The sequence below is a fragment of the Streptomyces sp. NPDC027189 genome (assembly GCF_055566975.1).
Map to the genome: position 1 here is coordinate 218,766 of NZ_JBVHRI010000009.1, position 19,563 is coordinate 238,328.

The window sequence follows — 19,563 nt, forward strand, 5'->3', positions numbered from 1 at the left end:
TGTCGGAGTACGCCGCCCTGGGGCGGGACGAGTTGCGGGAGGCGGCCCGCGCTGTCATGGCGGTTACTTCGGGTCGCGGTTGAACTTCGAGGTCGACCAGAAGTAGCCGAGCACCACGAGACCCAGGCACCAGACGATGGCGAGCCACCCGTTGTGGCCGATCTCGCTGCCGAGCAGCAGGCCCCGCAGGGTTTCGATGGCGGGCGTGAACGGCTGGTACTCGGCGATCGGCTGGAACCAGCCGGGCATGGAGTCGACCGGGGTGAAGGCGCTGGAGAGGAGCGGCAGCAGGATCAGCGGCATCGCGTTGTTGCTGGCGGCCTCGGCGTTCGGGCTGATCAGGCCCATGCCGACCGCGATCCAGGTGAGCGCCATGGCGAAGAGCACGAGCAGCCCGAACGCCGCCAGCCACTCCAGGGCGGTTGCGTCCGTGGACCGGAAGCCGATGGCCACGGCGACGGCGCCCACGAGGACCACGCTGATGATCGACTGCAGCACACTGCCGACGACGTGCCCGACGAGCACCGAAGGGCGGTGGATCGCCATCGTGCGGAAGCGGGCGATGATGCCCTCGGTCATGTCGTTGGAGACGGACACCGCGGTTCCGACCACGGTGCTGCCGATGGTCATCAGCAGCAAGCCCGGGACGACATACGCGATGTATGCGGAGCGGTCCGGACCGCCGCCGTCGATGCCCGAGCTCATCGTGTCGCCGAAGATGTAGACGAAGAGCAACAGCAACATGATCGGGGTGAGCAGCAGGTTCAGGGTGAGGGACGGATAGCGCCGCGCGTGCAGGAGGTTGCGGCGCAACATCGTGGACGAGTCGCGTAGGGCGAGGGAGAGGGAGCTCATCGGACAGCCTCCTTGGGCTGGCTGGGCAGGCTGGACTGGCCGGGCTGCGGGGCGGTGCCGGTCAGGGCGAAGAACACGTCGTCGAGGTCGGGGGTGTGCACGGTCAGCTCGTCGGCCTCGATGCCGGCCGCGTCCAGCCAGTCGAGGATGGAGCGCAGCTCGCGCTGGCTGCCGTCGCTGGGAATCTGCAGCGCGAGCGCCTCGTCGTCCCGGGTGACCTCGCGCAGGGCGAGGGCGGCGCTCCGGTACGCGGCCGGGTCGGCGAAGCGCAGCCGCACGTGTCCGCCGGGGATCAGCCGCTTCAGCTCCTCGACGGTGCCCTGGGCGGCGATCTTGCCGTCGTCGAGCACGGCGATACGGTCGGCGAGCTCATCTGCCTCCTCGAGGTACTGGGTGGTGAGGAAGACGGTGACGCCGTCGGAGACCAGCTCGCGGATGATCTGCCACATGTTGTGCCGGGCGCGCGGGTCGAGGCCGGTGGTCGGTTCGTCGAGGAAGATGATCCGCGGGTCGCCGACCAGCGTCATGGCGATGTCCAGGCGGCGCTTCATGCCGCCGGAGTAGGTGGAGGCGGGCTTCTTCGCCGCCTCGACCAGGTCGAAGCGCTCCAGCAGCTCGGCGGCGGTGCGCCGCCCCTCGCCGCGGGAGAGGTGGTGCAGGTCCGCCATGAGGAGCATGTTCTCCTCGCCGGTGATCAGGCCGTCGACGGCGGAGAACTGGCCGGTGACGCCGATCGCGGCGCGCACCGCCTGGGGGTCGGTGGCCAGGTTGTGGCCGCCGATGTTTATGTCGCCCGTGCCCGGGTCCGCGGAGATGAGCGTGGAGAGGATCTTCACCGCGGTGGTCTTGCCGGCGCCGTTCGGACCGAGCAGGGAGAAGATCGTTCCTTCGGGGACGGCCAGGTCGACGCCGTCGAGCACGACCTTGTCGCCGTAGGACTTGCGCAGCCCGTTCGCCGCGATGGCCAGGTTGGTCATGAGGGGTGCTCCTTAGAGACTGCGGGCGGTGATGTCGCCGTGGGCGGTGGTCGCGTGGATGTTCAGGTCGGCGGCGCCGTCGGTGTTCTTGAGCGCGTTGTGAATCCGGCCGAGGGTGGTGCCGGCGTCCAGGGAGGCGGAAACTCCGCGGGCGGCGCCGACCGACACGTCGCCTGACTCGGTGCGCAGCACGACCGTGCCGCGCACGGCCTCGGTGATGTGGATGTCGCCCCGTAGGGTGCTGATCTCCGCGGGGCCGTTGAGGCGGCCGACCGAGACGTCACCGCCGAGGGCGGTGAGGCGGACGCTCGCAGCCTCGTCGAGCTTGATCGCGTCGTGCGCGCCGTACGCGCCGTCGAAGGCGACGTCGCCGAGCCGTCCGACGCCCCGGAACTCGGCGCTGGCCGCCTTCGCCTCGATGCGGGAGCCGGCGGGCAGCTGGATGGTCACCTCGATCGATCCGGAGCTGCCGAGGATCCGGTTCTTCGCCGGTGCGGCCTCGATCCGCAGGACGCCGTCGCCGTATTCGACCGTGGTCTGCTCCGCCGCCTTCAGGTCGCGGCCCTTCGAGGCGTCCGCGGGCAGGACGTCGACCGTGGTGTCGGCCCGGTCGGCGGCGATGAACCGGATGCGTCCCGCGGGGATGTCGAGGACGGCGAAGACCGGGGTGGGGGTGTCGAACTTCTGCATCGCGCTCTCCTTCGGCTCGTTGTTTCTCATGATGAAAACGCTACGTTGCATTCACAGATGTGGCAACACAATCGTTGCGCAAAATCACCATCATGGCAGATGAGAGCTAGGAAATCGTTGCAATGACTTTAGTTCTAATGCAACAACAGTCCCCTTGTTCGTTGCAATGAATTAGGGGTGAACGCTACACTCGAGACACCAAGGACCACGAAGGAGACCGCGATGCCGGGAGGCAGACTCACCCAGCAGGAACGCCAGCAGATCGCGCTGGGACTGGCCGACGGCCACGCCTACGCGGAGATCGCCAGACGCCTCGACCGCCCCACCTCGACGATCACGCGCGAGGTGACGCGCAACGGCGGCCCCACCGCCTACCGCGCCGACCTGGCCCACCGCGCCACCGAACACCGCGCCCACCGGCGCAGGCAGGCCGCGCCCCGGGGGCCGGGGACGCCCCCGCAGGCCTACGGACGCGACGCCGAGGCCGTGCGCGAGTACGAGGAGACGTTCACGACCGTCTTCATGCAATCGGGCCTGCCCAAGATGACGTCCCGAGTGCTGGCGTCCCTCTACTCCACCGACGCGGGCAGCCTCACCGCGTCCGAACTCGTCCAGCGCCTCCAGGTGAGCCCGGCGTCTATCTCCAAAGCGATAACGCTCCTCGAAAGCATGGGCCTCATCCGCCGGGAACGGGACGAACGCCGCCGCGAGCGCTACGTCGTCGACGACGACGTCTGGTACCAGGGGATGGTCGCCAGCGCCCGGTCCCACGCCCAGCTCGCCGAGACCGCACGGCAGGGCGTCAGCATCCTCGGCCCCGGCACCCCGGCCGCCGTCCGCCTCGAGAACATCGCCCGCTTCGTCGACTTCGTCGGCGAGAGCATGATCCGCGCCGCGGAGCAGGCCCGCGAGGTCCTCTACACGAAACCCGAAACAACCTCAGACGGCACTGCCAAGCCAAGTTCAGATCGCGGATAGACAGCCGTCTTGGTGGTCACAGCCAGTGGTGCCCGCGCCGGATCCTTCAACCTGAGCCGACCCCATCGCCCGCCCTCCAGGCAGCCTCGTTCATGCAGGGGTCGGTGAGGTCGGCGGGACATCGGAAATGTGAGCCTGCAGGCGTGTAGGGTCTCGCCGCTCGTGACATGTCGATCTTGCGTGACCTGGGCGTTCTTGGCTGTCTCACGGCCTTGTCATCCATGATCAGTCTCAAATCCGTGGCATTTCCTCGCGAGGGCGAGGTCGAGATCAGGCGGCTTGTCCGAGTCGGCCGAGTACACCACGCTGAGCCCCGAGCACGAGGGCTACCGGCGAGCCCAGATCGCGCACCGATGAGTTTCCCGCGCCGCGCTGGTCTATACGCCGGACACCCACGAACGGAAGGCTGAGCCATGCGGAAACTGATCTACGGCATGAACCTGACCCTGGACGGCTACATCGCCGCGGCCGGCGACGACATCGGCTGGAGCGGACCGCCGAGCGACGAGCTGTTCCAGTGGTGGCTCGACCACGAGCAGGCGAGTGGCCTGTCGCTGTATGGGCGCAAGCTGTGGGAGACGATGAGCTCCTACTGGCCGACCGGCGACCAGCAGCCCAACGCCACCCCGGCGGAGATCGAGTTCGCGCGGAACTGGCGGGACACGCCGAAGGTGGTGTTCTCCTCGACGATCGACAAGGTCGACTGGAACACCCGTCTGGTCACCGGCGACGCGATCGCCGAGATCACCCGGCTCAAGGCCGAGGACGGCGGCCCAATGAACATCGGCGGCGCAACGCTCGCCGGGGCGGCCATGCGCGCCGGGCTGATCGACGAGTACGCGATCGCCGCCCATCCGGTCCTGGTGGGCAGCGGCACGCCGTTCTTCACCGCGCTGGACAGCTGGGTGAACCTGAACCTGGTGGAGACGCGGACGTTTCCCGGCGGCGTGGTCCTGACCAGGTACGAGACGAGGCGCTGAGCAGCAGCACCCACGCGCTAGTCTCAAGGTGATGTCGTATACGACATCGGTACGACACGGCCCGTGAGATTACGACATCAGCCGCGAGACCCTACAAGGCGTCGGATCAGGTCTGCGCCATGTCGACGAAGCGCGAGTAGTGGCCCTGGAAGGCCACCGTGATCGTGGCCGTCGGACCGTTACGGTGCTTGCCGACGATGATGTCCGCCTCGCCCGCGCGCGGTGACTCCTTCTCGTACGCATCCTCGCGGTGCAGCAGGATCACCATGTCCGCGTCCTGCTCGATCGATCCGGACTCACGCAGGTCGGAAACCATGGGCTTCTTGTCCGTACGCTGCTCGGGACCACGGTTGAGCTGCGACAGCGCGATCACCGGCAGCTCCAGCTCCTTCGCCAGCAGCTTCAGGTTTCGCGACATGTCGGAGACTTCCTGCTGGCGGCTCTCGGACCGCTTGCCGCCCGACTGCATCAGTTGCAGATAGTCGATGACCACGAGCTTCAGGTCGCTGCGCTGCTTGAGGCGACGGCACTTGGCGCGAATCTCCATCATCGACAGGTTCGGGGAGTCGTCGATGTAGAGCGGGGCCGCCGAGACGTCCGGCATACGGCGGGCGAGCCGGGTCCAGTCCTCGTCGGTCATCGTGCCGGACCTCATGTGGTGCAGGGCCACGCGGGCCTCGGCCGACAGCAGACGCATCGCGATCTCGTTGCGGCCCATTTCGAGCGAGAAGATCACGCTGGGCATGTTGTGCTTGATCGAGCAGGCCCGCGCGAAGTCCAGGGCCAGCGTCGACTTACCCATGGCGGGACGAGCCGCGATGATGATCATCTGGCCCGGGTGCAGACCGTTGGTGAGCGAGTCGAGATCGGTGAAGCCGGTCGGAACGCCGGTCATCTCCCCCGAACGCGAACCGATCGCCTCGATCTCGTCGAGAGCGCCCTCCATGATGTCGCCGAGCGGCAGATAGTCCTCGGTGGTGCGCTGCTCGGTGACCGCGTAGATCTCCGCCTGGGCGCTGTTGACGATCTCGTCGACGTCGCCGTCGGCCGCGTATCCCATCTGGGTGATGCGCGTACCCGCCTCGACCAGGCGGCGCAGGACCGCACGCTCGTGCACGATCTCCGCGTAGTACTCGGCGTTCGCCGCGGTCGGGACCGTCTGCACCAGGGTGTGGAGATACGGTGCGCCGCCGACCTTCGTGATCTCGCCGCGCTTGGTGAGCTCGGCCGCGACCGTGATCGGGTCGGCCGGCTCGCCCTTGGCGTAGAGGTCGAGGATCGCCCCGTAGATGGTCTCGTGCGCCGGCCGGTAGAAGTCGTGGCCCTTGAGGACCTCGACAACATCGGCGATGGCGTCCTTGGACAGGAGCATGCCGCCGAGGACGGACTGCTCGGCGTCCAGGTCCTGGGGCGGTACGCGCTCGAAGGACGAACCGCCGCCCTCCCACGAGCCACTGTCCCGGTCGCGGTCGTGCTGCTCGTCTCGGCCGCGGCCACCGTTGCTGTGCTGGCGGGAAGAGGGTAGACGATCACTGGGACCACTGTCGGCCCAGGGGTCGTCCAAGGGCTCGGAAATACTCACCGAGCCACCTCCTCCCGTCCGCCGAGCGGACCTAACCGTGCCCCTCATTTCTACGGCACGGCACTGACAACTGAGATGCCCAACTCCGGTTCTGACGCGTCGGTTTTGCCAGGTTTCCGAGGACGGAGGAGAGAGCGGGCGCCGCACCACGTTAGGCCCGCGGGCACCGTCAGCCAATCTGGTTATCCACAGGCCATGTGGACGACGGCCCGGATGCTGTGGAGAACCCCACAAAACCTGTGCACGACCCGGTGGACAGCCCTGTGAACAAGCCCTCAGCCCCCGCGATACACCCGCCCTGACCTGCCACTTTCCCGTCCACCGGCTGTGCAGAAGAAAAACTTCCCCAGTCGGATCAAGATCGCTGCAAACGGTACGCGGCGGCCCACCCCACCAGAGGCTGAGTAAGGGTCCATTCGGCATTGCATCTCTTACCTGTGGAAGATTAGATTGGTGCTCATGACACAGGCTCCCGTGGCACCCAGGGCCACCCGCCGCCAGCACGACCGAGAGATCGTCGCGCTGGCTGTTCCGGCCTTCGGCGCACTCGTTGCCGAGCCTCTCTTCGTGATGGCCGACAGCGCCATCGTCGGCCATCTCGGCACCGCACAGCTGGCCGGCCTCGGCGTCGCCTCGGCGCTCCTCATGACCGCCGTGGGCGTCTTCGTCTTCCTTGCCTACGCCACCACGGCCGCCGTCGCCCGCCGTGTCGGCGCAGGCGATCTGCGGGCCGCAATTCGCCAGGGCATGGACGGCATCTGGCTCGGCCTGCTGATCGGCGCAGCCGTCATAGCCGTCGTCCTGCCGACGGCACCCAGTCTCATGGCGCTGTTCGGTGCCTCCGACACCGCCGCCCCGTACGCCACCACCTATCTGCGAATCTCGACGCTCGGCATCCCGGCCATGCTCGTCGTGCTGGCCGCCACCGGTGTCCTGCGCGGACTGCAGGACACGAAGACCCCGCTCTACGTGGCCGTCGGGGGCTTCGTCGCCAACGCCGCCCTCAACGCGGGCCTCGTCTACGGTGCCGACCTGGGCATCGCAGGCTCCGCCTGGGGCACCGTCGTCGCCCAGTGCGGCATGGCCGCCGTCTATCTGTACGTCGTCATCCGCGGAGCGCGGAAGCACGGTGCCTCGCTGCGACCGGATTCCGCCGGGATACGGGCCAGCGCCCAGGCCGGTGCTCCGCTGCTCGTGCGCACGCTGTCGCTGCGGGCCATTCTCATGATCGCCACGGCAGTCGCCGCTCGGCTCGGGGACGCCGAGATGGCAGCACACCAGATCGTCCTCTCGCTGTGGAGTCTGCTCGCCTTCGCACTCGACGCGATCGCCATCGCCGGACAAGCCATCATCGGGCGGTATCTCGGCGCGGACGATGCCCAAGGCGCCCGCGAGGCCTGCCGGCGCATGGTGCGGTGGGGCATCGCCACCGGGGTCGTACTCGGCCTGCTGGTCATCGCCGCTCGCCCCCTCTTCCTGCCCCTCTTCAGCAGTGATTCGACCGTGCGAGACGCCGCGTTGCCCGCCCTGCTGATGGTGGCCGTCTCGCAACCGATCTGCGGCATCGTCTTCGTCCTGGACGGAGTCCTGATGGGAGCGGGGGACGGACCATACCTGGCGTGGGCCATGCTGCTCACCCTGGCGGTCTTCGCTCCCGTCGCGCTGCTCGTCCCGGCACTCGGGGGCGGTCTTACCGCGCTCTGGGGTGCGATGACGCTCATGATGACGATGCGGATGCTGACCCTGTGGCTGCGTTCTCGATCGGGGCGCTGGATCGTCACGGGCGCGACGCGCTGACCGTTTCACGTGAAACCCCCGTTTCACGTGAAACAGCGAGCGCCGACATCCGCGTGAGACGCAGCCTCACGCTCGCGAAACGCAGAAGGGCCGCACCCTGAGGGGTGCGGCCCTTCTCTCAGCTATGCCGAGCGCTGCACTCAGGCAGCGACAACCTCGATGTTGACCTTGGCGGCAACCTCGGGGTGCAGACGCACGGACGTCTCGTGGGCGCCGAGGGTCTTGATCGGCGCGCCCAGCTCGATGCGGCGCTTGTCGACCTCGGGGCCACCGGAAGCCTTGATCGCCGAGGCGATGTCGGCCGGGGTGACGGAACCGAAGAGACGACCGGCGTCGCCGGAGCGAACGGCCAGGCGGACCTTGACGCCTTCGAGGCGGGCCTTGATCTCGTTGGCCTGCTCGATGGTCGCGATCTCGTGGATCTTGCGAGCACGACGAATCTGCTCGACGTCCTTCTCGCCGCCCTTGGTCCAGCGGATCGCGAAGTTCCGCGGGATCAGGTAGTTGCGAGCGTAACCGTCCTTGACGTCAACGACGTCGCCCGCGGCACCGAGGCCGGAGACCTCGTGGGTGAGGATGATCTTCATGTGTCGGTCACCCTTCCCTTATCGCGCGGTGGAGGTGTAGGGCAGCAGCGCCATCTCACGGCTGTTCTTCACGGCCGTGGCGACGTCACGCTGGTGCTGCGTGCAGTTGCCGGTCACGCGGCGGGCACGGATCTTGCCGCGGTCGGAAATGAACTTCCGCAGCATGTTCGTGTCCTTGTAGTCCACGTACGTGACCTTGTCCTTGCAGAAAGCGCAGACCTTCTTCTTCGGCTTGCGCACAGGCGGCTTCGCCATGGTGTATCTCCTGTGTGATCAAGAAGTGGGGGTACGACCCACCCTCGGCCCGGAGGCCTAGAAGGGGGGCTCGTCCGAGTAGCCGCCGCCGGAGCCGCCGCTGCCGCCGGAGCTTCCGCCCCAGCCGCCGCCACCGCCGCCGCCCTGGTTGCCACCCGCAGGGGCGCTGGTCGCCCAGGGGTCGTCGGCGGGAGCGCCGCCACCCTGCTGCTGACCGCCGCCGGAGCCTCCGCCCCAGCCGCCGCCCTGCTGGCCGCCGCCACTGCCGCCGTAACCGCCCTGGCCGCCTCGACCCGTGGTCTTGGTGACCTTGGCCGTGGCGTTCTTCAGGCTGGCGCCGACTTCCTCGACGTCCAGCTCGTAGACCGTGCGCTTGACGCCCTCACGGTCCTCGTAGGACCGCTGCTTCAGCCGGCCCTGCACGATGACGCGCATGCCCCGCTGGAGCGATTCGGCGACGTTCTCCGCCGCCTGACGCCAGACCGAGCAGGTCAGGAACAGGCTCTCGCCGTCCTTCCACTCATTGGTCTGACGGTCAAAGGTGCGGGGAGTGGACGCGACACGGAACTTCGCGACCGCCGCACCGGAAGGGGTGAAGCGCAGCTCGGGGTCGTCGACAAGATTGCCGACGACCGTGATGACGGTCTCGCCTGCCATGGGGGAACCTCTCGGCGGGTTTGCTGCTGGCTGCTTGTGCTACTCGATGCCCGAGATCAGCTGAGCAGAGCTCAGTGGGTCTCGGGACGGAGGACCTTGGTCCGGAGGACCGACTCGTTCAGGTTCATCTGGCGGTCGAGCTCCTTGACGACCGCAGGCTCGGCCTGCAGGTCGATGACCGAGTAGATGCCCTCGGGCTTCTTCTTGATCTCGTACGCGAGACGACGACGGCCCCAGGTGTCGACCTTCTCGACCTTTCCGTTGCCCTCACGGACGACGGAGAGGAAGTTCTCGATCAGTGGGGAGACAGCGCGCTCCTCGAGATCGGGGTCGAGGATGACCATCACCTCGTAGTGACGCATGTGGAACCCACCTCCTTTGGACTCAGCGGCCACGGTCGTTCCGTGGCAGGAGGGTTGTGATGCGTACGCAACGGTATCGGCCGCCACTGACAATCGGGCTCCCCGTCGGTAGACCGAGCGGGAATCCCTGTCGTGACCTGGCCTTGGCCTGGGCAGACACCGGTGCAGACGGTACAGACTACCTGCACACCGGCTTCCGGTTGAAATCCGAGCGGGTTGACCGTCAATCTGTACGCATCGGGTGTGTATGGCGCTACGATGCGCCGCCTTCCGCAGGAGGTGCCCTATGGCACAGGTATTGCGACCCAACACCACCGGCTCCACTGGCTCCCTCTTCGCCACGGATGGCAAGGCCCATCCGCTCCAGGACACCTTGCTCGCGGTGACACTGGTGCTCGGGATCACGGCCTTCGTCACGGCGATGTTCGACAGCCTGCATCTGCTCAGCTCCTGGGCCGGCCTGGTCGGAATCCTCACCGGCGCGTACGGGCAGTTCATCTCCGAGACGACGCGTGAGCGCTTCGGACTGATCCTGGGGCTCGGTGCGTCGGCCGTGGGCTTCTTCCTCGGCATGGCCCACGGGGGCCTTTTCGGCGGCCTCTTCTAACCCGAACGCCCGTTTTCCTCTGGCCCCGGGACTCTTCTTCATCCGTCCCCAGGGCGCAGGTTCCATACGGCCATTCGAGGCGCTCCCAGGGCGCAGTAGGCTTCGGCGCGAGAGCCGGAGCCCCTGTACCCATGGGGACACACCAGCCCGAGGAGCGCCCCGAATGAGCCTGACCCTGAGGACCATCAGTCGAGAGCAGCATCTGGCCTACATCCAGAGCCTGCCCGCGGCGAGCCACATGCAGGTCCCGGCCTGGGCAGACGTCAAGGCGGAGTGGCGCTCCGAGAACCTCGGCTGGTTCGACGACAGGACCGGCGAGATGGTCGGCGCGGGTATGGTGCTGTACCGCCAGCTGCCCAAGATCAAGCGCTATCTCGCCTATCTGCCCGAGGGTCCGGTCATCAACTGGTTCGCGCCGAATCTCGACGACTGGCTGCAGCCGATGCTCGCGCACCTCAAGCAGCAGGGCGCCTTCTCCGTGAAGATGGGCCCGCCAGTGATCATCCGGCGCTGGGAGGCAGCTTCGATCAAGGGCGGCATCCAGAACCCGGACGTGAAGCGCCTGCGCGACATCGAGGCGGACTTCATCGAGCCGCGCGCCTTCGAGGTCGCCGACAAGCTGCGCCGCATGGGCTGGCAGCAGGGCGAGGACGGCGGCGCCGGCTTCGGCGACGTACAGCCCCGCTACGTCTTCCAGGTGCCGCTGGCCAACCGCTCCCTGGAAGAGGTCCACAGGAACTTCAACCAGTTGTGGCGCCGCAACATCAAGAAGGCCGAGAAGGCGGGCGTCGAGGTCGTCCAGGGCGGTTACCAGGACCTGGAGGAGTGGCAGCGGCTGTACGAGATCACGGCCGTGCGCGACCACTTCCGGCCCCGCCCGCTGTCGTACTTCCAGCGCATGTGGACGGCCCTCAACACCGAGGACCCCAATCGCATGCGGCTGTACTTCGCGCGCCACAACGGCGTGAACCTGTCGGCCGCGACGATGCTGGTCGTCGGCGGACACGTCTGGTACTCGTATGGCGCCTCGGACAACATCGGCCGCGAGGTCCGGCCCTCGAACGCGATGCAGTGGCGGATGCTGCGCGACGCGTACGCCCTCGGCGCGACCGTCTATGACCTGCGCGGCATCTCCGACTCGCTGGACGAGACGGATCACCTCTTCGGTCTGATCCAGTTCAAGGTGGGCACGGGCGGGCAGGCCGCCGAGTACCTCGGCGAGTGGGACTTCCCGCTGAACAAGCTGCTCCACAAGGCGCTCGACATCTACATGTCGCGCCGCTGAGCCAGCCCGAACCGCATGCCGAGCCGATGTTCCGGCACGGCGTCGCCCCGTCGGTCCGGCGAATCCGCCACAATTTCCTTTCATACCTCTGATACACCGCAGCCACGAGAAAGGTTCCGGGACCGGCCATGGCGCTCACGCTCTACGTCGACACCGCGCGCTGGCGGGCACACCACAAGCAGGTGTCCGAGCAGTTCCCGGGTCTCGTCCCCGTCTGCAAGGGCAACGGCTACGGCTTCGGCCACGAGCGGCTCGCCGACGAGGCCACCCGCCTCGGCTCCGACGTCCTCGCCGTCGGCACCACATACGAGGCCGCCCGGATCAAGGACTGGTTCGGCGGCGATCTACTGGTCCTGACGCCGTTCAGGCGGGGCGAGGAGCCCGTACCGCTGCCCGACCGTGTCATCCGCTCGGTGTCGTCCATCGACGGCGTGTACGGCCTCGTGGGCGCCCGTGTCGTCATCGAGGTGATGTCCTCGATGAAGCGGCACGGTGTCAGCGAGCAGGACCTGCCGCATCTGCACCAGGCCATAGAGAACGTCCGGCTGGAGGGCTTCGCCATCCACCTGCCGCTCGACCGCACCGACGGCTCGGACGCCGTCGAGGAGGTCATCGGCTGGATGGACCGTCTGCGCGCGGCCCGTCTGCCGCTGCACACGATGTTCGTCAGCCACCTCAAGGCCGAGGAACTCGCCCGTCTCCAGCAGCAGTTCCCGCAGACCCGCTTCCGCGCCCGCATCGGCACGCGCCTGTGGCTGGGGGACCACGAGGCAACCGAGTACCGCGGGGCCGTCCTGGACGTCACACGCGTCTCCAAGGGCGACCGCTTCGGCTACCGGCAGCAGAAGGCCGCCTCCGACGGCTGGCTGGTCGTCGTGGCGGGCGGTACGTCGCACGGAGTGGGACTGGAGGCCCCGAAGGCGCTGCACGGCGTCATGCCGCGCGCCAAGGGCGTGGCCCGCGCCGGCCTCGCGACGGTCAACCGGAACCTTTCGCCGTTCGTCTGGGCGGGCAAGCAGCGCTGGTTCGCGGAGCCCCCGCACATGCAGGTCTCGATCCTCTTCGTGCCCGCGGACGCCACGGAGCCGAAGGTCGGCGACGAGCTGGTGGCCCATCTTCGGCACACCACCACGCAGTTCGACCGCATCGTCGAACGCTGACCCCAGGGCTCGCCCCGCTCGGACACAGCAGAAAGGCCGTACACGGACACCGTGTACGGCCTTTTGCGTGGCTTCCCTACGCCCTGTTCGCTCAGGGCGAACTGTCTCCGGCCGCCGCGCTCCGACTGCCCCACTCGACCTGCGGCCCGTCGAAGTGCGCCGCGTGCCGCGGCGGATGGGCTGCGGCCCCGAGTACGAAGACGTCCTCCGCACCGTCCAGGACACCGCCCGATGGATCGTCGTCACCGGCTCGGCGCACCATGTCGCGCTCCGGCATGAAGATGTCGCGTACGACCACGGCGCACAGATACAGCGTCCCCAGCAGGTGGACGGCGATGGCGACTTGGTACCCGTCGGTCGGCAGGCCCTTGTGGGCGTCCCCGCTGGTCGTATACGCGAGGTACATCCAGATGCTCAGGAAGTACGCGACCTCGCACGCCTGCCAGATCAGGAAGTCCCGCCAGCGCGGCCGGGCCAGCGCGGCGAGGGGGACCAGCCACAGCACGTACTGGGGCGAGTAGACCTTGTTGGTGAGGATGAAGGCGGCGACGATCAGGAAGGCGAGCTGGGCGAAACGGGGGCGGCGCGGGGCGGTGAGCGTGAGCGCGGTCAGGCCCACGCAAATGAGCAGCATCATGATCAGCGCCCAGTTGTTCGCCGTCTCGAAGGTGATGGTGATCTTCAGCCACTGTGAGATGAACAGGAACACCGATCCGAAGTCGACCCCGCGGTCGTGGCTGAAGCTGTAGAACTTCGCCCAGCCCTCCGGCGCGAAGTACATCACCGGAAGGTTCACGGCGAGCCAGGCGCCGACAGTGCCTAGCAGCGCGGTTCCGAACTCGCGCCACTTGCCGGCCCGCCAGCACAGCAGGAAGAGCGGTCCGAGCACCAGGAACGGGTAGAACTTGGCGGCTGTAGCAAGCCCGATCAGCACGCCGAACGCCAGAACCCGGCCTCGCGACCACATGAGCATGGCGGCGGCCAGCAGGGCCACAGCGAGGAGATCCCAGTTGATGGTGGCCGTGAGCGCGAAGGCGGGCGCGAGGGCGACCAGGAGGCCGTCCCAAGGGCGCCGGCGGTGGGTGCGCGCGGTGCACACGGCGATGACCGCCGCGCACAGCATCAGCATCCCGGCGTTGACCATCCAGTAGATCTGCTCCTGGTCCTGGATGCTCCCGCTGCCCGGGGTGAGCCAGGCCGCGACCTCCATGAACACACCGGTCAGCACCGGATACTCGAGGTAGTCCATGTCGCCGGGGATCTTGTCGAAGTACGGCACAAGACCGTCGGCGAAGCCGCGTCCCTGGTAGAGGTGCGGGATGTCGGAGTAGCACGCGTGTGTGTACTGCGAGCTGGCACCGAAGAACCAGGCGCCGTCGTAGCACGGCAGCTTCTGCACCATGCCGAGGGCGAACATACCGATCGCGACGAGCGCGACGACCCGCACGGGCGTCCACCAGGACGTCCCGAGCAGGGCTCGTCGCCCGATGGGGCCGCCGATCAGCTCGCTGCCGCGCGCGGCGACCTCGTCCTCCTTGGTCGGCCGTACCAGCTCCGGCTCGTGCACGCTCACTCGCGTCGTCTCTGCACTGGGCATGCCGCACATCCTGCCGTACGCAGCTAGGAATACGCCGAGGGCCGCCGCACCTGGTCGGTGCAGCGGCCCTTGTTTCACGTGAAACGGCGTGTTTCACGTGAAACACACACGGAGGCGGCTATCCGGTCGGCCCTCCGAAGATCCCACCGTTGCCGTTGCCGTTACCTCTGGTGGATCCAGTGCTGGTGGTCTCCGTCGGTGTGGCGGTCACTCCTCCGTCCGTTCCACCGGTGTCCGTGCCACCCGTGTCCGTCCCTCCGGTACTGCCGCAGTTGAAGTCCCACTTCTTACAGGTCTCGCTCACCGAGGGTGAGGGAGATGTCAGACTCTCGCTGGGGGTCGGGGTCGGCGTCGCACTCTCGGTGGCGCTATCAGTGGGCGAGGGGGTCACGCTCGGGCTCGGGGTGTCGTTGAGGATCTCGCCGATCGGCTCGGGGGTCGGGAAGTCCTCCGCGGGTTGCCCCTTGAGCGCCTGTTCCATGTAGTCGCGCCAGATCTGGGACGGGAACGAGGCACCGTGGATCGTCTTCTCGCCGCCCGTGCCGTACATCTGGAGGAACTCACGGTTCTTGTTGGTCTCGTTGTCGTCCATGCGATACATGCCGATCGCGGTTGACAGCTGAGGGGTGTACCCGACGAACCAGGCGGACTTGTTGCCGTCGGTGGTACCGGTCTTACCGGCCACTTCACGACCGGTCAGCTGGGCGTTGGTACCGGTTCCCTTCTCGACCACGGTCTTCAGCACGTCCGTGACGTTGTCGGCGACGTTCTGGGTGAAGGCCTGCTTCGTCTTCGCGACGTCTTCGTGCCGGAAGACCGTGCCGTCCTTGCTGGTGATCTTGTCGACCGAGTACGGATCGCGCTGCTTGCCGCTGGCCGCGAAAGTGGCGTACGAACCGGCCATACGGATCGCGCTCGGGGAGGACGTACCCAGAGAGAAGGACGGATAGTTGGCATCGGCAAGGCTCGACTTCAGAATGCCCGCGCCCAGGACGGACTCCTTGACCTTGTCCAGGCCGACGTCCATACCCAGCTGGACATACGCGGAGTTGACAGACTCGCGCATCGCCTCACGCAGGTCGATCTTGTAGCTGGGCGGGTTGTACGACCGCCCGCCGTCGTTCTTCTGCAGCCACTCCTTGCCCTTGTCGTCCTTCCAGTCAGTGCGGTCGTAGTCCTGGATCTTGAGCTTGTTCTTACCGCTGTACAGGCTCTTCGGAGACACGATGGTGCGTTCGTCCTGCGCCTGGACCGGGTCGCCCTTGGGATCACGGGCACCCCACGACATGGCAGCCGCCAGCACGAAGGGCTTGAACGTCGAACCCACCTGGGCACCGGTCTGGTCGGCGTTGTTGGTGAAGTGCTTGGTCGCGTCCTCGCCGCCGTATATGGCCTGAATCGCACCGGTGTCCGGGTCAACCGAGGCCCCGCCGAACTGGACGTGCGTGTCCGTCGTCGGGCGTTCTTTGGGCTTGATGTTGGCCTTGCGGACCTTGTCCACGGCCTTCGTGAGCGCTGCGACCTTCTTCTTGTCGAAGGTCGTGTGAATCGAGTAGCCGCCCTGCTGAAGCTGGTTCGCCGTGATGTCTGTGTTGTTGATGATGTAGCCCTTGGCGAGGTCGACGAGGTAGCCGACCTGGCCGCTGAGCCGGGTGTTCGACCGCGGGTTCTGCCACTTGGGGAGGTCCTTGTACCTGGCCCGCTCCGTGGCGCTCAGGTGGCCGTACTCGACCTCCTTGTCCAGAGTGTCCGACCACTGGGCAGTGGCGCGCTTCATGTTGGCCTTGGCCGTGGCGGCCGGGTCGAACTCCGTCGCGCCCGCCGGGTCGTAGTACGTAGCGCCCTTGAGCATCGCCGAGAGAAAGGCGCATTCACTCGCGTTCAGCTTGACGGCGTCCTTGTTGAAGTACGCGCGCGCGGCCGCCTGGATACCGTAGGCCCCGCGACCGTAGTACGCGGAGTTCAGGTAGCCGGCCATGATGTCTTCCTTCTTGACCGTGGCGCCGACCTTTATCGCTACGAAGAGCTCCTTGAACTTCCGCGAGACCGTCTGCGACTGGTCGTCCAGCATCGCGTTCTTCACGTACTGCTGGGTGATGGTCGAGCCGCCCTGCGTCTGACCACCCTTGGCCATGTTGAAGAGGGCGCGGGCGATGCCCTTCGGGTCGATGCCACTGTCGGTCTCGAAGGTCTTGTTCTCCTGCGAGATGACGGCGTACCGCATCGCTGCGGGGATCTGGTCGTAGTTGATGATCTGGCGGTTGGTCTCACCACCGGTTGCGACCATCTCGGTGCCGTCGGACCAGTAGTAGACGTTGTTCTGCGCCTTGGCGGTGTCGGCAACCTTCGGGACGGACACCATCGCGTACGCGATACCGGCCACCGCGACCATGCTGCCGAAGAAGCCGATGAACAGCCCCGTCACGAGCTTCCAGGACGGGACCCACCGCGCCGCTCCGTATTTGCCAGCGCGCGGGTAGTCGATGAAGCGCTTCTTGGCAGGCCCGGGGGCACGGCCTCGGCCGCGTCCCGGCCCGTTCGGCCCCGGCGGGCCACCGCGTCGGCCACCACCGCCTCCGGGGCCGCCTCGACCCGCGCCGTCGGCCGCTCTCCTTCGGCCTCCGCCACTACTTCTCTGTGCCGCCCGCCGGGCCTCGGCACGGCCACCGTACGGGCGCTCTTCACCCCCCGACCCATAGGAGTCGGAAGGAGACCCGGTGGCGCCTCGCGGTGCCGCACGGCGACCGGAGGACGCGCCGGACGGGCCGCGTCGGGCCGCGGCACGTCCGCCTTCCTGCGGCTGCGGCAGTTTGCGACGGTGCTCGCTCATCGAACGATTACTCCTCGGGCAGGCGCACCCATGGGCGCCTGGAAACGGCGGCTGGTTTCCGGTCCCCCCGAAGTACGGATGCGGTCGTTTGCGCATTCACCCGTACTGCACCAAAGACGATGACGCCCTCAGGCGTCACTCGGTTCCCGGTGGTGTGCATGCCGCACAGACTACGCACCGCCAAAACCCACCTAGGGCCAAAGTTCACCCCAAATCAGGCAACTCGCTTCGTATGAATCGGTGATGTGACGCCGTTCACCGTGACCCCTCTTGTCGCATCCGGATGACCGTTCTATCGTGCTGATGTATCGAGTCGATACATCAGCACGGCATAAAGACCGTGCCGACGAGGCAGCGACAGGGAGGAGGCGACGATGAGCCGGCGTTCCGGGATCCTCGAGTTCGCCGTACTCGGCCTGCTCCGCGAGTCCCCGATGCACGGCTATGAGCTGCGCAAACGACTCAATACGTCACTGGGTGTGTTCCGTGCTTTCAGCTACGGGACGCTCTACCCCTGCCTCAAGACGCTGGTCGCCAACGGCTGGTTGATCGAGGAATCGGGGTTCACCTCCGAGGACGCCCTCGCAGCTCCACTCGCAGGGCGCCGCGCCAAGATCGTCTACCGGTTGACGGCGGAAGGTAAGGACCACTTCGAGGAGCTGCTTTCGCAGACGGGTCCCGACGCATACGAGGACGAGCACTTCGCCGCTCGCTTCGCCTTCTTCGGGCAGACGTCGCGCGACGTACGCATGCGCGTACTGGAGGGCCGCCGCAGCCGGCTGGAGGAGCGCCTGGAGAAGATGCGCGCCTCCCTGGCGCGCACCCGGGAGCGCCTCGACGACTACACGCTTGAGCTCCAGCGCCACGGAATGGAGTCCGTGGAGCGCGAAGTGCGCTGGCTGAACGAGCTCATCGAGAGCGAGCGGGCGGGACGGGACGTCAAGAGTTCCGCCTCCGAAGGCTCCGCTCAGCAGGACAACACATCTGGAGAGACGGGCGGCCTGCCCCGGCACCGGGACAGCACCCGGCCGGATCCGTCCGACGACACCGCCACGTGAGGCCCGTTCGGGGTTTCACCGATACACACAGGGAGCAACCGGAATGGGTTCGGTTCGCGTAGCCATCGTCGGCGTGGGCAACTGCGCCGCCTCGCTGGTACAGGGCGTCGAGTACTACAAGGACGCCGACCCGGCGGCCAAGGTGCCCGGTCTGATGCACGTCCAGTTCGGGGACTACCACGTCGGTGACGTCGAGTTCGTCGCCGCCTTCGACGTCGACGCGAAGAAGGTCGGACTCGACCTCTCCGACGCCATCGGTGCCAGCGAGAACAACACCATCAAGATCTGCGATGTCCCGAACAAGGGCGTCACGGTCCAGCGCGGCCACACCCTCGACGGCCTGGGCAAGTACTACCGCATGACGATCGAGGAGTCCGCCGAGGCCCCGGTCGACGTGGTCCAGATCCTCAAGGACAAGCAGGTCGACGTCCTCGTCTGTTACCTGCCCGTCGGTTCCGAGGACGCGGCGAAGTTCTACGCCCAGTGCGCCATCGACGCCAAGGTCGCCTTCGTCAACGCCCTCCCGGTCTTCATCGCCGGCACCAAGGAGTGGGCGGACAAGTTCACCGAGGCCGGCGTCCCGATCGTCGGCGACGACATCAAGTCGCAGGTCGGCGCGACCATCACGCACCGTGTGATGGCGAAGCTGTTCGAGGACCGCGGTGTCCGTCTTGAGCGCACCATGCAGCTCAACGTCGGCGGCAACATGGACTTCAAGAACATGCTGGAGCGCGACCGCCTGGAGTCCAAGAAGATCTCGAAGACGCAGGCTGTCACCTCGCAGATCCCCGACCGCGATCTGGGCGAGAAGAACGTCCACATCGGTCCGTCGGACTACGTGGCCTGGCTGGACGACCGCAAGTGGGCTTACGTGCGCCTCGAGGGCCGTGCCTTCGGTGATGTCCCGCTGAACCTGGAGTACAAGCTCGAGGTCTGGGACTCCCCGAACTCCGCGGGTGTCATCATCGACGCCCTGCGCGCCGCGAAGATCGCCAAGGACCGCGGCATCGGCGGCCCGATCCTGTCGGCGTCTTCGTACTTCATGAAGTCCCCGCCGGTCCAGTACTTCGACGACGAGGCCTACGACAACGTCGAGAAGTTCATCAAGGGCGAGGTCGAGCGCTAAGCGAGACACGGCGCTCTGCGCTAAAACTCGTCTCGTAGAAGGCTGTTAAGGGTCCCTGGGCATTCTGCCCGGGGACCCTCCTCGTATGTGATGGTCAGCAGCAGTGCCTCGATTGGCCTGCTTCTCCTGGTGTTGCTGTGGTTCTTGTGGGTTGCGCCCGGTCGGGTGTGACTTTGTGGG

At 66.9% G+C, this 19,563-nt stretch carries 18 protein-coding genes; 8 read left to right on the forward strand and 10 right to left on the reverse strand.

Annotated elements, in window-relative coordinates:
- Positions 1-63: 63 nt before the first annotated feature.
- The 3 genes from ACZ4RZ_RS23565 to ACZ4RZ_RS23575 are packed head-to-tail and all read right to left on the reverse strand — an operon-like array spanning position 64 to position 2,522.
- Positions 64-855 carry an ABC transporter permease gene (locus tag ACZ4RZ_RS23565; protein ID WP_467747257.1) on the reverse strand — a complete coding sequence of 264 codons (792 nt, stop codon included), beginning with the start codon at positions 853-855 and terminating at the stop codon, positions 64-66.
- A complete protein-coding gene (locus ACZ4RZ_RS23570; protein WP_467747259.1) occupies positions 852-1,832 on the reverse strand; it encodes an ATP-binding cassette domain-containing protein in 981 nt (326 codons plus the stop codon). Before ACZ4RZ_RS23570 ends, ACZ4RZ_RS23565 begins: the two co-directional genes overlap by 4 nt.
- 12 nt (positions 1,833-1,844) lie before the next feature.
- Positions 1,845-2,522 carry a DUF4097 family beta strand repeat-containing protein gene (locus ACZ4RZ_RS23575; protein WP_467747405.1) on the reverse strand — a complete coding sequence of 226 codons (678 nt, stop codon included), beginning with the start codon at positions 2,520-2,522 and terminating at the stop codon, positions 1,845-1,847.
- Positions 2,523-2,744: 222 nt separating this feature from the next.
- Between ACZ4RZ_RS23575 and ACZ4RZ_RS23580 the strand changes: the two genes are divergently transcribed.
- Complete coding sequence (locus ACZ4RZ_RS23580; RefSeq protein ID WP_467747261.1) at positions 2,745-3,500, forward strand: GbsR/MarR family transcriptional regulator; 756 nt, start codon at positions 2,745-2,747, stop codon at positions 3,498-3,500.
- A 413-nt stretch (positions 3,501-3,913) separates the two neighbouring features.
- On the forward strand, positions 3,914-4,480 hold the full coding sequence (locus tag ACZ4RZ_RS23585; protein WP_403856740.1) for a dihydrofolate reductase family protein: 567 nt from the start codon (positions 3,914-3,916) through the stop codon (positions 4,478-4,480).
- Positions 4,481-4,586: 106 nt separating this feature from the next.
- Here ACZ4RZ_RS23585 and dnaB read toward each other — a convergent pair whose 3' ends face one another.
- The gene (dnaB, locus tag ACZ4RZ_RS23590; RefSeq protein WP_467747263.1) at positions 4,587-6,062 is read right to left on the reverse strand and encodes a replicative DNA helicase; all 1,476 of its coding nucleotides are present in this window, start codon (positions 6,060-6,062) and stop codon (positions 4,587-4,589) included.
- 450 nt (positions 6,063-6,512) lie between these two features.
- Between dnaB and ACZ4RZ_RS23595 the strand changes: the two genes are divergently transcribed.
- Positions 6,513-7,859 carry an MATE family efflux transporter gene (locus ACZ4RZ_RS23595; protein ID WP_467747265.1) on the forward strand — a complete coding sequence of 449 codons (1,347 nt, stop codon included), beginning with the start codon at positions 6,513-6,515 and terminating at the stop codon, positions 7,857-7,859.
- Between the two features lie 140 nt (positions 7,860-7,999).
- Here the strand turns inward: ACZ4RZ_RS23595 and rplI are convergent, their stop codons facing one another.
- From rplI to rpsF, 4 genes are all read right to left on the reverse strand, one after another.
- Entirely contained in the window at positions 8,000-8,446 is a 447-nt protein-coding gene (gene rplI, locus ACZ4RZ_RS23600) for a 50S ribosomal protein L9 (RefSeq protein WP_189187153.1), read from the reverse strand.
- An 18-nt stretch (positions 8,447-8,464) separates the two neighbouring features.
- Entirely contained in the window at positions 8,465-8,701 is a 237-nt protein-coding gene (rpsR, locus tag ACZ4RZ_RS23605; RefSeq protein ID WP_003949403.1) for a 30S ribosomal protein S18, read from the reverse strand.
- Positions 8,702-8,758: 57 nt separating this feature from the next.
- Positions 8,759-9,358: a single-stranded DNA-binding protein gene (locus ACZ4RZ_RS23610; protein ID WP_467747267.1), complete on the reverse strand. Its 600-nt coding sequence runs from the start codon at positions 9,356-9,358 to the stop codon at positions 8,759-8,761.
- Between the two features lie 71 nt (positions 9,359-9,429).
- Positions 9,430-9,720: a 30S ribosomal protein S6 gene (gene rpsF, locus ACZ4RZ_RS23615; RefSeq protein ID WP_004950685.1), complete on the reverse strand. Its 291-nt coding sequence runs from the start codon at positions 9,718-9,720 to the stop codon at positions 9,430-9,432.
- A 286-nt stretch (positions 9,721-10,006) separates the two neighbouring features.
- Between rpsF and ACZ4RZ_RS23620 the strand changes: the two genes are divergently transcribed.
- The 3 genes from ACZ4RZ_RS23620 to ACZ4RZ_RS23630 all read left to right on the forward strand — a co-directional run bounded on the left by ACZ4RZ_RS23620 (position 10,007) and on the right by ACZ4RZ_RS23630 (position 12,772).
- Positions 10,007-10,327 (forward strand): hypothetical protein, encoded by a 321-nt coding sequence (locus tag ACZ4RZ_RS23620; protein ID WP_467747268.1) that lies wholly within the window; start codon positions 10,007-10,009, stop codon positions 10,325-10,327.
- Positions 10,328-10,490: 163 nt separating this feature from the next.
- Positions 10,491-11,612, forward strand: coding sequence for a peptidoglycan bridge formation glycyltransferase FemX (gene femX / locus ACZ4RZ_RS23625; RefSeq protein ID WP_467747270.1), 1,122 nt, complete (start codon positions 10,491-10,493; stop codon positions 11,610-11,612).
- A gap of 128 nt (positions 11,613-11,740) precedes the next feature.
- On the forward strand, positions 11,741-12,772 hold the full coding sequence (locus ACZ4RZ_RS23630) for an alanine racemase (RefSeq protein ID WP_467747272.1): 1,032 nt from the start codon (positions 11,741-11,743) through the stop codon (positions 12,770-12,772).
- Between the two features lie 91 nt (positions 12,773-12,863).
- Here ACZ4RZ_RS23630 and ACZ4RZ_RS23635 read toward each other — a convergent pair whose 3' ends face one another.
- Complete coding sequence (locus ACZ4RZ_RS23635; protein WP_467747273.1) at positions 12,864-14,369, reverse strand: glycosyltransferase family 87 protein; 1,506 nt, start codon at positions 14,367-14,369, stop codon at positions 12,864-12,866.
- A 118-nt stretch (positions 14,370-14,487) separates the two neighbouring features.
- Positions 14,488-17,199 carry a transglycosylase domain-containing protein gene (locus tag ACZ4RZ_RS23640; RefSeq protein WP_467747274.1) on the reverse strand — a complete coding sequence of 904 codons (2,712 nt, stop codon included), beginning with the start codon at positions 17,197-17,199 and terminating at the stop codon, positions 14,488-14,490.
- 374 nt (positions 17,200-17,573) lie between these two features.
- On the opposite strand from ACZ4RZ_RS23640, the gene ACZ4RZ_RS23645 reads away from it, so the two are divergent.
- Both ACZ4RZ_RS23645 and ACZ4RZ_RS23650 read left to right on the forward strand, forming a co-directional pair.
- The gene (locus ACZ4RZ_RS23645) at positions 17,574-18,257 is read left to right on the forward strand and encodes a PadR family transcriptional regulator (RefSeq protein ID WP_467747276.1); all 684 of its coding nucleotides are present in this window, start codon (positions 17,574-17,576) and stop codon (positions 18,255-18,257) included.
- A 43-nt stretch (positions 18,258-18,300) separates the two neighbouring features.
- Positions 18,301-19,383, forward strand: a complete 1,083-nt coding sequence (locus ACZ4RZ_RS23650) for an inositol-3-phosphate synthase (protein ID WP_467747278.1) — start codon at positions 18,301-18,303, stop codon at positions 19,381-19,383.
- The last annotated feature ends 180 nt before the right edge of the window (positions 19,384-19,563 follow it).

Bases quoted from the DNA above. Each gene is read 5' to 3' on its own strand.
- ACZ4RZ_RS23565 (WP_467747257.1), bottom strand. From the start codon at position 855: ATGAGCTCCCTCTCCCTCGCCCTACGCGACTCGTCCACGATGTTGCGC.
- ACZ4RZ_RS23570 (WP_467747259.1), bottom strand. From the start codon at position 1,832: ATGACCAACCTGGCCATCGCGGCGAACGGGCTGCGCAAGTCCTACGGC.
- ACZ4RZ_RS23575 (WP_467747405.1), bottom strand. From the start codon at position 2,522: ATGCAGAAGTTCGACACCCCCACCCCGGTCTTCGCCGTCCTCGACATC.
- ACZ4RZ_RS23580 (WP_467747261.1), top strand. From the start codon at position 2,745: ATGCCGGGAGGCAGACTCACCCAGCAGGAACGCCAGCAGATCGCGCTG.
- ACZ4RZ_RS23585 (WP_403856740.1), top strand. From the start codon at position 3,914: ATGCGGAAACTGATCTACGGCATGAACCTGACCCTGGACGGCTACATC.
- rplI (WP_189187153.1), bottom strand. From the start codon at position 8,446: ATGAAGATCATCCTCACCCACGAGGTCTCCGGCCTCGGTGCCGCGGGC.
- rpsR (WP_003949403.1), bottom strand. From the start codon at position 8,701: ATGGCGAAGCCGCCTGTGCGCAAGCCGAAGAAGAAGGTCTGCGCTTTC.
- ACZ4RZ_RS23610 (WP_467747267.1), bottom strand. From the start codon at position 9,358: ATGGCAGGCGAGACCGTCATCACGGTCGTCGGCAATCTTGTCGACGAC.
- rpsF (WP_004950685.1), bottom strand. From the start codon at position 9,720: ATGCGTCACTACGAGGTGATGGTCATCCTCGACCCCGATCTCGAGGAG.
- ACZ4RZ_RS23620 (WP_467747268.1), top strand. From the start codon at position 10,007: ATGGCACAGGTATTGCGACCCAACACCACCGGCTCCACTGGCTCCCTC.
- femX (WP_467747270.1), top strand. From the start codon at position 10,491: ATGAGCCTGACCCTGAGGACCATCAGTCGAGAGCAGCATCTGGCCTAC.
- ACZ4RZ_RS23630 (WP_467747272.1), top strand. From the start codon at position 11,741: ATGGCGCTCACGCTCTACGTCGACACCGCGCGCTGGCGGGCACACCAC.
- ACZ4RZ_RS23635 (WP_467747273.1), bottom strand. From the start codon at position 14,369: ATGCCCAGTGCAGAGACGACGCGAGTGAGCGTGCACGAGCCGGAGCTG.
- ACZ4RZ_RS23640 (WP_467747274.1), bottom strand. From the start codon at position 17,199: ATGAGCGAGCACCGTCGCAAACTGCCGCAGCCGCAGGAAGGCGGACGT.
- ACZ4RZ_RS23645 (WP_467747276.1), top strand. From the start codon at position 17,574: ATGAGCCGGCGTTCCGGGATCCTCGAGTTCGCCGTACTCGGCCTGCTC.
- ACZ4RZ_RS23650 (WP_467747278.1), top strand. From the start codon at position 18,301: ATGGGTTCGGTTCGCGTAGCCATCGTCGGCGTGGGCAACTGCGCCGCC.